This window comes from Marinospirillum perlucidum, from assembly GCF_003336805.1.
Classification (GTDB): Bacteria; Pseudomonadota; Gammaproteobacteria; order Pseudomonadales; family Halomonadaceae; genus Marinospirillum; species Marinospirillum perlucidum.
The window spans coordinates 21,505-33,604 of record NZ_QFWJ01000005.1 but is presented as its reverse complement, the minus strand read 5'-3'; the positions used below and the strand labels follow the sequence as shown (position 1 = coordinate 33,604).

17 protein-coding genes are annotated in these 12,100 nt (G+C 51.1%); 13 read left to right on the top strand and 4 right to left on the bottom strand.

Features of this window, described 5'->3' with window-relative positions; translation table 11 throughout:
- Nucleotides 1-68: 68 nt before the first annotated feature.
- Entirely contained in the window at nucleotides 69-1,442 is a 1,374-nt protein-coding gene (gene trhP / locus DFK18_RS08280) for a prephenate-dependent tRNA uridine(34) hydroxylase TrhP (RefSeq protein ID WP_114417792.1), read from the bottom strand.
- Nucleotides 1,443-1,514: 72 nt separating this feature from the next.
- On the opposite strand from trhP, the gene DFK18_RS08275 reads away from it, so the two are divergent.
- From DFK18_RS08275 to DFK18_RS08220, 12 genes are all read left to right on the top strand, one after another.
- Nucleotides 1,515-1,784: a YkgJ family cysteine cluster protein gene (locus DFK18_RS08275; protein ID WP_114417791.1), complete on the top strand. Its 270-nt coding sequence runs from the start codon at nucleotides 1,515-1,517 to the stop codon at nucleotides 1,782-1,784.
- Nucleotides 1,785-1,798: 14 nt separating this feature from the next.
- Nucleotides 1,799-2,038: a DUF4160 domain-containing protein gene (locus DFK18_RS08270; protein ID WP_114417790.1), complete on the top strand. Its 240-nt coding sequence runs from the start codon at nucleotides 1,799-1,801 to the stop codon at nucleotides 2,036-2,038.
- The gene (locus DFK18_RS08265; protein WP_114417789.1) at nucleotides 1,998-2,258 is read left to right on the top strand and encodes a DUF2442 domain-containing protein; all 261 of its coding nucleotides are present in this window, start codon (nucleotides 1,998-2,000) and stop codon (nucleotides 2,256-2,258) included. Before DFK18_RS08270 ends, DFK18_RS08265 begins: the two co-directional genes overlap by 41 nt.
- A gap of 18 nt (nucleotides 2,259-2,276) precedes the next feature.
- Nucleotides 2,277-3,317, top strand: a complete 1,041-nt coding sequence (locus DFK18_RS08260) for a hypothetical protein (RefSeq protein ID WP_114417788.1) — start codon at nucleotides 2,277-2,279, stop codon at nucleotides 3,315-3,317.
- Nucleotides 3,318-3,370: 53 nt separating this feature from the next.
- A complete protein-coding gene (locus DFK18_RS08255; RefSeq protein WP_114417787.1) occupies nucleotides 3,371-4,033 on the top strand; it encodes a Bax inhibitor-1/YccA family protein in 663 nt (220 codons plus the stop codon).
- Nucleotides 4,034-4,037: 4 nt separating this feature from the next.
- Nucleotides 4,038-4,433 carry a sulfurtransferase complex subunit TusD gene (gene tusD, locus DFK18_RS08250; protein WP_114417786.1) on the top strand — a complete coding sequence of 132 codons (396 nt, stop codon included), beginning with the start codon at nucleotides 4,038-4,040 and terminating at the stop codon, nucleotides 4,431-4,433.
- The gene (gene tusC / locus DFK18_RS08245; protein WP_114417785.1) at nucleotides 4,430-4,798 is read left to right on the top strand and encodes a sulfurtransferase complex subunit TusC; all 369 of its coding nucleotides are present in this window, start codon (nucleotides 4,430-4,432) and stop codon (nucleotides 4,796-4,798) included. The genes tusD and tusC overlap by 4 nt, the downstream gene beginning before the upstream one ends.
- Nucleotides 4,799-5,077, top strand: a complete 279-nt coding sequence (gene tusB, locus DFK18_RS08240; protein WP_114417784.1) for a sulfurtransferase complex subunit TusB — start codon at nucleotides 4,799-4,801, stop codon at nucleotides 5,075-5,077.
- Nucleotides 5,061-5,387, top strand: a complete 327-nt coding sequence (locus tag DFK18_RS08235) for a TusE/DsrC/DsvC family sulfur relay protein (protein WP_114417783.1) — start codon at nucleotides 5,061-5,063, stop codon at nucleotides 5,385-5,387. The genes tusB and DFK18_RS08235 overlap by 17 nt, the downstream gene beginning before the upstream one ends.
- A 157-nt stretch (nucleotides 5,388-5,544) precedes the next feature.
- Entirely contained in the window at nucleotides 5,545-6,639 is a 1,095-nt protein-coding gene (locus tag DFK18_RS08230; protein ID WP_114417782.1) for a 3-deoxy-7-phosphoheptulonate synthase, read from the top strand.
- A gap of 91 nt (nucleotides 6,640-6,730) precedes the next feature.
- Nucleotides 6,731-7,030 carry a nucleotidyltransferase domain-containing protein gene (locus DFK18_RS08225; RefSeq protein WP_218563921.1) on the top strand — a complete coding sequence of 100 codons (300 nt, stop codon included), beginning with the start codon at nucleotides 6,731-6,733 and terminating at the stop codon, nucleotides 7,028-7,030.
- Nucleotides 7,027-7,512: a hypothetical protein gene (locus DFK18_RS08220; RefSeq protein WP_114417781.1), complete on the top strand. Its 486-nt coding sequence runs from the start codon at nucleotides 7,027-7,029 to the stop codon at nucleotides 7,510-7,512. The genes DFK18_RS08225 and DFK18_RS08220 overlap by 4 nt, the downstream gene beginning before the upstream one ends.
- On the opposite strand, the gene DFK18_RS08215 is transcribed toward DFK18_RS08220, so the two are convergent.
- From DFK18_RS08215 to DFK18_RS14755, 3 genes are all read right to left on the bottom strand, one after another.
- Nucleotides 7,513-8,211 carry a DUF5610 domain-containing protein gene (locus DFK18_RS08215; protein ID WP_162299732.1) on the bottom strand — a complete coding sequence of 233 codons (699 nt, stop codon included), beginning with the start codon at nucleotides 8,209-8,211 and terminating at the stop codon, nucleotides 7,513-7,515.
- A gap of 122 nt (nucleotides 8,212-8,333) precedes the next feature.
- Entirely contained in the window at nucleotides 8,334-9,695 is a 1,362-nt protein-coding gene (locus DFK18_RS08210) for a sulfatase-like hydrolase/transferase (RefSeq protein ID WP_114417779.1), read from the bottom strand.
- Between the two features lie 51 nt (nucleotides 9,696-9,746).
- The gene (locus DFK18_RS14755; RefSeq protein WP_114417778.1) at nucleotides 9,747-10,151 is read right to left on the bottom strand and encodes a pilin; all 405 of its coding nucleotides are present in this window, start codon (nucleotides 10,149-10,151) and stop codon (nucleotides 9,747-9,749) included.
- Between the two features lie 226 nt (nucleotides 10,152-10,377).
- On the opposite strand from DFK18_RS14755, the gene pilB reads away from it, so the two are divergent.
- Entirely contained in the window at nucleotides 10,378-12,096 is a 1,719-nt protein-coding gene (gene pilB, locus DFK18_RS08200) for a type IV-A pilus assembly ATPase PilB (protein WP_178006182.1), read from the top strand.
- The last annotated feature ends 4 nt before the right edge of the window (nucleotides 12,097-12,100 follow it).

Genomic DNA, 12,100 nt, shown 5'->3' with positions numbered 1-12,100 from the left:
AGCCGCCCGACAAGAGGCTAACTAGCAGTTACTGACTCATCACAGCTCAAGAAAAGACTTTTGTAAAATCAAGCACCCGGCAGATCGCGCATGATCATGGCGTATTTCATGTCTTCTTCGCTCAGGCCCTCTCCGGGCAAGGGAATGCGCACGAAGTAGCCGGTTCCCGGAGCGACATCCAAGGACTTGCCATTTTTACAGTTTTCCAGAGCATCCAGCTTGAAGCGGCGATTGCCGGAGGGGGTCATGATTTCCAGGGTGTCACCCAACTGGAATTTGTTTTTGACTTCAATGTCCAGCCAGCCGCGATCATCAGTGTCCAGTACCTGGCCAACAAATTGCTGATGAACGCCAATGGAGTTACCGGTTTCATAGTTCTGGTATTCATCATGCACATGACGACGATAGAAGCCTTCGGTATAGCCGCGGTTGGCCAGGTTTTCCAGGGCATTCATCAGATTCATGTCAAAAGGGCGACCTGCTACAGCATCATCAATGGCCTTGCGGTAAACCTGGGTGGTTCGCGCTACATAATAGTGGCTCTTGGTACGACCTTCGATCTTCAGAGAATCAATGCCCATTTCCGCCAGGCGAGCCACATGCTGGACGGCTCTCAGGTCTTTGGAGTTCATGATGTAGGTGCCATGCTCATCTTCAAAAATGGGCATGAGTTCGCCGGGACGACCGGCTTCTTCGATAAGGGCTGACAGCTCTTCCTGGCCTTCACTACCGCCTGCAGTCTGGGTCGATCCCTGGTCCGGTGTCCAGATGCCCTGGGCATCGGCCTGGGTCACGGGAATCAAATCCCCAGTGGCATCTTCAGTGGTCTGTACCGTGTTGTATTTCCAGCGGCAGGCATTGGTGCAGGTGCCCTGGTTGGGGTCACGATGATTGAAGTAGCCGGAAAGCAGACAACGGCCGGAATAGGCGATACAAAGCGCACCATGAACAAAGGTTTCCAGCTCAATATCCGGGCATTCCTGGCGGATTTCTGCAATTTCATCCAGCGAGAGTTCGCGCGAAAGAATGATCCGGCGCACCCCCAGTTTTTCCCAAAAGCGCACCGAGGCATAGTTGACCACATTGGCCTGAACCGAGAGGTGGATTTCCTGGTCCGGCCATTTTTCCCGAACCATCATGATCAGGCCAGGATCGGACATGATCAGGGCATCCGGCTTCATCTCGATTACCGGCTCCATGTCTTTCAGATAACTGCGCACCTTGGTGTTATGCGGCGCTATATTGCTGGCCACAAAAAACAGCTTGCCACGCTCATGAGCATAATCGATCCCCTTGGCCAAATTCTGCAACTTGAAGTCATTGTTGCGCACCCGCAGGCTATAGCGGGGCTGGCCAGCGTAGACGGCATCCGCACCATAAGCGAAAGCATACTGCATGTTGCGGAAGGTTCCTGCCGGGGAAAGAAGCTCGGGAGATTTCATGACAAACAATACCTGAGTGTTAAGCTGGGTTAAACGAGTATCTTAACATGGTTTTCTGCTATATTAACGCCCATGAGCCAATCAAATGAACATCAATGCCGAGCTGGATGCGGAGCCTGCTGCATCGCCCCTTCCATCAGCACCGCAACACCTGGTCACCCCCAGGGAAAAAAGGCCGGTCTTCGCTGCGTCCACTTAAACCAGGAACTGCTCTGTGACCTCTTTGGTCAGGCAGCAAGACCCCGGGCCTGTGCAGATTTTCATTTTGATACCAGTGTTTGCGGCCAGCAGCGGGAAGAAGCCCTGGACAATATTCAATGGCTGGAGGAAGCAACGGAATAGAAAGGTGACTGCTTATGAGTCCGACAGTCTTCAAGGAAAGAGGGTACCGTTTTTTCTTCTTTTCTCGTGAAGAGTCAAGAATGCATGTTCATGTAATTTCGTCTGATGGAGAAGCAAAGTTTTGGTTGGAACCCGAGATTGCCCTTGCTCGGGATTATGGTTTCAATCAACCACAACTCAAGGAAATACAAAATCTGGTTGGAGCACACAAAGATGAGCTTATCAACGCTTGGCAAAAGCATTTCGGATGTTGAAGTCACCAATATTTCTACCCATGGAATCTGGTTGTTGGTCAGAGATCATGAGTTCTTTCTGCCTTATTCTGAGTTTCCTTGGTTTCGAGAGCAGCCAGTAGCCGCTATTATTGCTGTGGAAGAAATACGCCCTGGGCATTTTTACTGGCCGGAACTGGATGTTGATCTGACAGAAACGATGCTAGCCCATCCCGAAGATTATCCGGAAATCGCCCAATAACAACAATCAGGATTGTCCATGCACCAGGTTTATATCATTGCTGCCGGTGGCCGTCAGGACGGCCAGGGCCAACTAACCGAAGTCGAACGCCTGCGCGAAGAAGTCACCCAGGCCGGTCTGAAGCTGGAAAGACTGGTTATAGATCCGCTGTCCAGCGGCTGGTCTTCACCTCTGGCCAGGCATCATTTTCGTTCTGGCTGCGGCCCCTTGGAAGCCCTGGCTTTTGCCCAGACGCAGCTGCGTGAAGGCGCCTTTGAAGCTGTTTTAATCGAAGGCCAGGATGCCATCAAAACGGGTTATTCACGGGAGCAGCGTGATGAACTCATGCAGGAGGTTTTCGGCCCGGATTATCCTCTACCCGAAGCCTATACCGATCTGGCCCGCTCCTTTTGCCATCAACAGGGTATCGATTTCACCCGCTTCAAGGAATTGCGGGATACCCTTTTTCGCAACTACCAAGGCTCAGCACCCGAGGTTAAGGTGGATGAACGCTGGTATACAGAAATCACCGAGCTCTTCCGCGGGGTAGATTGCGCCAACCCCTACACGGATTACAAGGGGGCTCTCTTGCTCACCCGCGATGACCTCCTGGGTTCGTTTGATACCGAATTTCCTCCTGTCCCGGTCCGTGGTGTCGGCATGGGCTTTGCCCAGGGCGATGGTGCCGATCATCTGGAAGAGCTGGCCGATTACTGGCATCTGGAAAAGGCCGTCCACTATGCCAATCTGCAAGCCGGCCTGGAGTTCGCTGAAGAATTCAATCAGGGGCGTGCTCTGCTGGAAGCCTATACCTGCTATCCAGTGGTCCCCCTTGCCCTCCTCTTGCGCGGTAAATTTGTGGACAGCCTGGAAGCCCTGCCTGCCTGGCTGGAAAAACACCCCTTGACTCTCAAGGGCGGTATGAATCTGAACCGTGCGCCCTGGAACCTGCCAGCATTAAGAGCTCTGGTAGAAATGACCCAGGCACTGCACCAACAACCCGAGTTGCTGGGCGGCGTTCACGGCAACGGCGGTTTGGGTTACAAACAGGGTTTTGCCATTTTAGGTGGGAACCCTTAATCTGTTTCACTATCTAATAAGCTGAAATGTCATCAATCAACGGAGAAGACACCATGCGTTACGACGCTAAAACAACCACCTACAGCGATTCCCGGGCGATCAACCCCGAAGCCCAGAAGGTTTTGCGTAACACCTACATGCTGTTGGGCCTGACCCTGGCATTCAGTGCACTCACGGCCTTTTTTGCCATGAGCACTGGCCTGCGTCTGAACATCTTTGTCTTCTTTATCGGTGCCTATGGCCTGATGTTTTTGACCCACAAGCTGGCCAACTCGGCCTGGGGCCTGCTCAGTGTTTTCGGTTTCACCGGCTTTATGGGCTTGTCCATCGGCCCCATCCTGAATGCCTATATTGGCGCGGGCATGGGTGGTGTCGTGGTTTCTGCCCTGGCTATGACTGCGCTGGTTTTCTTTGGCCTGTCTGCCGTTGCGCTGATCACCAAAAAGGATTTCAGTTTCCTGGGTAAATTCCTGCTGGTCGGTGGCCTGGTTCTAATGGGTGGCGTAATTGCCAACCTCTTCCTGGGTCTGACTGGTCTGCACCTGGCCATAAGTGCCGGTTTTGTAATTTTCTCTTCCGCCCTGATCCTGTTTGAAACCAGCCAGATCGTCAATGGCGGCGAGACCAACTACATCCGTGCCACCGTGGGCTTGTTTGTTGCTATCTACAACCTCTTCCTGAGCCTGCTGTCACTGCTGGGTATGAGCAACGACTAAGCGCATGGCCCGTTTTGTTCTTAATATTTGCGGGGCGCCCTACGCCAGTGGGGCGCCCCTTTCCGCTTTAAGGTTTGCTCGCGCTGCACTGGCTGACGGTCATCAGATCGACAAGGTGTTTTTCTACCAGGAAGGCGTGCAACTGGCGACCCGTTTGGCTTGTCCGCCCCAGGATGAAATCCATCTGACCCAGGCCTGGCAGCAACTGGCCCAGGAACACCAGCTGGAATTACTCGTTTGTGTCGCAGCCGCTCTCAAACGCGGTCTGGTGGATCCCAAGGAAGCCCTGCGCCACGGGCTGGATACCAACAATCTGGCCGAGGGCTTTACCCTGGCTGGTCTGGGCGAGCTGATTGCCGCAATGGCGCAGGCCGACCGAACCCTGACGTTTACCTCATGACAAAGGCTCACTACGATTTACTGGTGGTCATGACGCAACCACCCCTGATTGGTGCTCAAAGCAAAGAAGCACTGGATACCGCGCTGGTCAGTGCTACCTTTGACCGCAAAACCGCCCTGGCTTTTGTGGGAGAAGGGGTTTTGCAACTGCTGCCCGACCAGCAGCCGGATCGCGTCGATAGCAAGGGCATTCAGGCCATGCTCAAGGCCCTTCCTCTGTATGATCTGGACGCTGTTTTTGTGCAGCAAACCAGCCTGGAAAGCCGAAAACTCAAGGCTGATGAACTCCTCTTGGAGGCAGAACCTCTCAGTGATACAGCCCTGGCTGATCTGATAGCCTCCAGCAACAACCACCTGGTGTTTTAAATGGCGACCCTGCATCAACTCAATACCAGCGACAAGGCTCAACTCTGCCTGCCCCTGCTGCGCCCGGGTGACAACCTGCTATTGATGGAAGCTGCTGTGAGCCTGTTAACTCAGGACCACTGGCTAAAAGAACTTCCCGAGTCCATCGAGTTATTGGCGCTGGAAGCCGATGTAGCGGCCAGAGGGCTGAGCCGCTTTCTTGGTGATGAAATCACACTACTCAAGGACAGTGACTGGGTGGCCAAAACACTGGAGGTGAAGAGTGTCTGCAGCTGGTAACCTCCCTCCCCTCGACCCTGAAGGCTATCTGATCCATCTTGAGGATTGGTCCGAAGAAGTCGCAGAAATCTTGGCCGCGCAAGAAGAACGCCAGCTAACACCGGCTCACTGGGAGATTCTTAAGCTGCTGCGCCAGTTTTATCAGGAATTTGAAATGTCGCCGGCCATGCGCCCTTTCAGTAAATACCTGCGCCAGCACCTGGGTGCTGATCAGGCCCGCAGCATTTATCTGATGCAATTATTTGGAGAAAGCCCGGCCAAGGAAGCAGCGCGGCTAGCAGGCTTGCCCAAACCGGATAACTGTCTTTAACATCGCCGGGTTACAGCTCCATCAGCTGTGCGGCTGCCTAGCGCGCCACGCCCAAGTAATTCTTATGGATAGGCCGTAGCGGTTTTCCTTCCTTCGCGGGTTGCAATACAATGTCCCTTAAATTTTTCATGCCTTTAAGCTTAACCAAGGAAACTCTATGACCGATAGTAAAAGGGTCGACAATCTTAACGTTGCTTCCCAGGAAATCCTGATCACCCCGGATCGTTTGAAAGACAAGCTGCCCCTGACCGAGGCTGCCGAACAAACCGTTCTTGAAGGCCGCCAGGTCATCCAGAAGATTCTGGATCGTGAAGATCCTCGCCTGTTCGTAGTGGTCGGCCCCTGCTCGATTCATGATGTCGATGCCGCACTGGATTATGCCGAGCGCCTGAAAAAGCTGGCAGAAAAAGTCGGCGACACCCTCTATCTGGTTATGCGCGTTTACTTTGAAAAACCTCGCACCACGGTTGGCTGGAAAGGCTTGATCAATGATCCCCACATGGATGATTCCTTCCAGATTGAAGAAGGCCTCAGCATTGGTCGCAAGCTGCTAGTGGATCTTTCCGAAATGGGCTTACCGCTGGCTACCGAAGCCCTGGACCCCATCTCTCCCCAGTATATGCAGGATTGCATTGCCTGGAGTGCCATTGGCGCGCGTACAACCGAATCGCAAACCCACCGGGAAATGTCCAGTGGCCTTTCCTGCCCGGTCGGCTTTAAAAATGGTACCGATGGCAGCCTGGATGTGGCCGTGAATGCTCTGAAATCCATGGCTCACCCCCACAACTTCCTGGGTATTAATAACGAAGGCCAGGTCGCGATTATCCGCACCAAGGGCAATAGCTACGGCCATGTCGTTCTGCGTGGTGGTAACGGCAAGCCCAACTATGATTCGGTCAGCGTCAAGCTGTGCGAGGCCGACCTGCACAAGGCAGGCCTGGTACAGAACATCATGATCGACTGCAGCCACGCCAACTCCAACAAGGACCCTGGCCTGCAGCCGCTAGTGCTAGACAATGTTACCCACCAGATCATGGATGGCAACGAATCCATCGTCGGCCTGATGATTGAATCCAACCTGGGCTGGGGCAATCAAAAGATTACTGAAGATAAAACCCAGCTGGAATACGGGGTGTCAGTCACCGATGCCTGCATCGATTGGGAAACCACCGAAAAGACCCTGACCGAAATGGCCGATAAACTGCGCCCGGTACTGGAAGAGCGCCGCCAAAGAGCTGCCAAAAATAGCTAAGGCTTTAATCTCCACTGGCAAGGCGGCAACCTCTGGTTGCCGCCTTATTTTTTGCTAAACTGCGTAGAAGATTTAAGTACTTGGAAAAATCATGCGCTTAACCCCCCAGCAGGCTACAAGCATCCAACACCTCTGCGCAGAGATCTTTGGCCAGGAAGTGTCTGTCAAAGTTTTCGGCTCTCGCCTGGATGACCAACTCAAGGGGGGAGATCTCGATCTCCTGGTAAAATCACTAAAGCCCATCCCGGAGCCAGCCAGAAAGTCGGCACTTTTGAGCACCCGAGTCAGTCGTCTACTCCAGGGGCGCAAGGTGGATGTCCTTCTGATCGCACCTAACCTGAAATATCTGCCCATCCACAGGATTGCTGAAGAGCAGGGAGAACTCTTATGAGCCGTGAAACTCTCAAGGAAAGATTGATCTTCTTAAAAAGAATTGCAGTAAAAGAAGCCGATTTGCTGAGCTTTACTGCCAACCGGCTTTTTGAAGGTGTAGATAGGGTTACCCCGGAAAGGGTCAAAGAATGGACTCAGGATAACCTGATTGCCGAACAACTGGATGCTTTTGTGGCGCGTTTTGGACGCTTGCAGGACACCCTGGGTGACAAGCTACTGCCGCAATTACTGGAGTTTCTGGGGGAACCCAAGGGAGCGGCAATCGATAACCTCGACAAAGCCGAGCGCTTTGGCTGGATCGAATCCAGCGAAAACTGGCTACTTAGTCGCCAGCTTCGTAACCAGATGATCCATGAATATATCGAAGATCCGGAAGTTTTAGCCGATGCTCTTCATCAGGGAAAAGCCCAGGTCAGTATGCTGACCCAGGCTAGCCAAAAACTGGTTGATGAGGTTTCCAAAAGAGCAGAAGACTGCTGATTAACCCTGATTCGTTAGTCCCTGGGCATCATCAATCAGTGGTTTTTCCTGGCTGGGTGGATTCAGTACTTCTGTACGGAAGCGAGCCAGCTTTTCATGCACCAATTCCTGGGTGCGTTCTGCATTGGCCTCTATCTCGCCGTCATAAACCTTAAAGCCCTTGAGAATATCCTTGGCCTCTTCAAAACCACGGTCAATAGCCGGTGCAATCACCGCCATATAACGATCCATCAGCTCTTCTTCGGATAGGTTGGGGTGCTGCTTTTTAAAGGTTTCAAAATAGCTGGTGGCACCAACAGCAATGCGCTCAGCAGTACGTTCAGGCGACCAGTAGTCTTCTTCACCTTCAACGGCTGCTGTAGATTCAGCCAGCTTATCCAGACTGAAGTTTTCATCACCCAGCTCTTTACGCAGAACGTCTTCGATCTGGGTTGCAACTTCCTGGTAGTTGATCTTTTGTGCATTGGAGGTGCTAGTGCGTGCCGCCTTGCCAAACATGCTGTTCAACAAACCCTGATTGGCTTCAACCTTGGCTTCGGCCTTACGTGCATTCCAATCTGTCCCTGATTCCTTACCCTCCAGTCCTGGTGCTTGTGCTGCTTTTTCCGCTTGCATTTCAACAGCTTTCGCCTGCGACGGGTTGGCCTGCCCCGGAGTCGTTAGCTGGCTGGAAGCAACAGCAAAATTATCATTTGACATAAAATTGCCCTCATAAGGAATTTTTTCTGGATATAGGGACATATCGGCTAATTTTAGCAAAACTTTACCGAACATGAATATTTTATTAACTATCCTAGAAAAACCAAGGACTTAGAAAAGGGTTAGGGAAGAGCAAAAAACACCCAGGGAACGCGAGATAATATAAAAATGGTATTTTTTTCTTCTAGATTCATAATGCGGGGTTCATGATCACCGACGATTGCAATCTGTAAGCCCTCCAAGCCTGTCGTTTGCAGTTCTTGCGCCAGCAAAGCAAAAAACTGCGCTTGAAGTTTTAGGTTACGACAGCTCTCTCCTGAAGGAATGTTAAAAGCACTGCAGTCAAAACGCTCGATAAAAAGGTCTCGGGCATCGTAGGTGGCGTGTGAATTCAAGGTTAACCAGTATACAAAGCGTCGACCCGGAAGATTCAGATAAGAAAAGGCTTCTGGCAACATATCGGGGTCACAAGCACCCGGAAAGGAATAGCATTGCCTTTCCCATTCCTTGTCTTCATAAAAAAGTGTGCTATCGAAGCCTACTTGCGGATACCAGGCATAGCGATCGTAAACGTTACTAGTTGCAGCGTGCATCGCTAGGCTGGAAAAGTTTCTTTGTGCGAGCTGCCGAGGCAGACAGGCCGTATAATCCCGATCTAAATCTTTAAGGTTGAAATGCTGGAGTTGCAATCCACAGAGTTCGCGAAATTCGGCAGCAACAGTCGCTCCGGTAAATAAGAAATTTCCATGCTCAAATTTAACAGCAGGCAAATCCAAAAGAGGTTGCAGTAGAGCTTCTTGTATTTGAGGGTTTTTAGGAACACCCCAGGATTCAGCGATAATAAACAGTATCTTATCTGTTGAGGGTTCATTGAAACTCATCAAGCGCGACAGGCTTTTTCCAGAGTAGGCTTTAAAGGGGTCAATTTCACCTTCAAACATTTGAGCAAAACCGGAAAAACGAGTTGCGACAAAGTATTCACTTTGACTTTGAACAAACATATCGGGATCTACATTGCGATGGTTTCGCTCATCATTAAATCCCGAGAGCTGTAAGAACAAATAGATAATAAGCAGCAGATTTAAAATAACTAAAGCGGGCAGACGTTTAGCATATTTCTGCAATCTGACCACCAGCCACCAGCTGGCAATCAAAAACAAACCTAAAAAAACCGTATACCACTGATAGGAAGCCGAGGTGAGAAAAAACATTTGCAGCAGGTACCAGGCATCGGTGACCCGTATAAAAGGAAATACCTGCACAAAGATGGCTAGTAGATCCAGGCTGACGAACAAACCGGTCAAGATTATCCCCACCCAGCGATATCCCAGCGCAAAAATAACCAACAGCAAAGCATAATCAAGGTTCAACCAGGGGCGAGGGACAGCTAGGTAAGAAGCAAGAAAGAAAAAAGGAAAATTAACAGCTACCAATACAGCGGCAGTTTTTAGCCAAATCTGCAATGACTGTTTCCCTGTCAACATACTAAAAAGCCACCTTCACTTTTTAAGCAAAAGTGGCTTTAAAATTATTGCTTAACTACCACTTGCAGTATTTGTGCAACCTTCAAGAGTTACACCAGCTTTATTGTAAGAACAACTCCAACCACCATCAGCAGCCCGAGTTAATGTTACAACGCCTTTTACCAAGGTGATTTCATTGCCACCTGAACCAGAAAGATTAATGGTGTCATTGGATCCATCTGCAGTTACTTCAGAACCCAAGTTGGACACTAACTGTGTCTCAGTAATAGAGGAACTACTGAATACTTCTGCATCAACAGCTGTTTGAAAAGCACGGACTGTTGAATAATCAGCAGTCACTTCTGCGCGCTCTACATACTTTTGATATTGAGGCACAGCTACAGCAGCCAGAATACCGATGATGGCAATGACCACCAGCAGTTCGATAAGAGTAAAGCCTTGTTGAGTTGCTTTCATTGGTTACTTCTCCATTAATGTCAGGGGCCTTGGGTGACTCTCCAGCTTCCCTGCGGGAAGGCTTGAGCTTACCTGCCAACTATGAAACACTTTGTTACTTAATGCAACCATGATTTCGATCAAGTCACACAAACACAAGAATAAAGTTACCTAGCCTAGGTTAGGTAGCCAATGTCATAATCAGTTCATTACCTTTAAGTTTCCCCCGTGCAAGGATTCCTGCTATATGGTGGACGTCTCCAACCCGCATGTTCTCAGTTCTTTATCCAAACGCCTGATTCGTGAAGGAATCCTGGATGAAGGAGAAGCCCTGGCGGCCCAGATTCAGGCTAAAGAAAATAACCAGTCTTACAGTCACTACCTGAATTCAACCGGTCATGTCGACAGTGATCAACTGGCCAATATCATTGCCGAAGAGTTTGGTCTGCCCTACATGGATCTTGAGGCTTTTGATCCCAAACTTTTCCCCAAAAAGCTGGTGGATGAAAGCCTGCTTCGCAAGCATCAGGCGCTGCCTCTGCTGCTGCGAGGAAATCAGCTGGCACTGGCATTGACGACCCCGACCAACCTGGCAGCTATTGATGAAATCCAGTTTCAAACGGGGTTGGTGGTCAATCCGGTGATTGTCTCCGAACCCAAGCTTCATCAGGTTCTGGAGGCCTCACTAGAAACGGATATCGGTGCCCTGGGCGATCTGGATGATGTTGAGCTGGAAGGCCTGGAAAGCGGTGAAACCAATCTGGTTGAAGAAGAATCCCTGGCTGATTCGGTGGGTGGCAAGGATGATGCTCCCATCGTCAAATTTGTGAACAAGATACTGCTGGATGCCATCCGCCGGGGAGCCTCGGATATCCATTTTGAACCCTATGAACACAGCTACCGGGTTCGTTGCCGGATTGATGGTATTCTGCATGAAATGACCCGCCCGCCTCTTTCTTTACGCGGCCGCCTAGCAGCTCGCCTGAAGGTTATGGCCAAACTGAATATTTCTGAAAGGCGTTTACCTCAGGATGGGGCCATTAAACTACGCCTGTCCAAGACCCGAGCCATTGATTTTCGTGTTAACACCCTCCCGACACTCTGGGGGGAAAAAATCGTACTGCGGATTCTGGATGCCAATGCCGCAAAAATGGGCATTGAGCAACTGGGCTTCGACCCCGATCAGCAGCAACTCTATGAGAAGGCACTGGCCAACCCCCAGGGCATGATTCTGGTCACCGGCCCTACTGGCAGCGGTAAAACCGTCACTCTTTACACTGGCCTGAACCTGCTCAACACCCCGGAGCGTAATATTGCCAGTGCTGAAGATCCCGTGGAAATCAATATGGAAGGGATCAACCAGGTCAATATCAATACCCGGGTGGGGCTGGATTTTGCCTCGGCCCTGCGAGCCTTTTTGCGTCAGGACCCGGATGTTGTCATGGTCGGGGAAATCCGTGACCTGGATACGGCTGAAATCGCTGTTAAAGCGGCCCAGACGGGGCACCTGGTGCTTTCCACCCTGCACACCAACTCAGCCTCGGCTACACTCAACCGCTTGATGAACATGGGAATCCCTCCCTACAACCTGGCGGCCTCGGTTCAGTTGATTATTGCTCAGCGCCTGGCGCGTCGCCTTTGCTCCAAGTGCAAAGCACCAACGGATCTACCCGTGGAAACCCTGCTGGAGCTGGGCTTTACCACAGAAGAGGTGGAAAACACTACTATCTATCAAGCTGTTGGTTGCAGCCAATGCACCAAGGGCTATAAAGGCCGCCTGGGGATTTATGAAGTGGTCAAAATCACTCCCGAGCTGGCCGATCTCATCATGCGATCCGGCAGTGCCCTGGAGATTAACCGGCTAGCCCGGGAGCAGGGCTTCAAAGACCTGCGCCAGTCCGGGCGACAGAAGGTATTGGCAGGTCTGACCAGCATTGATGAACTCACACGCGTCACCATGGAATAGGTTC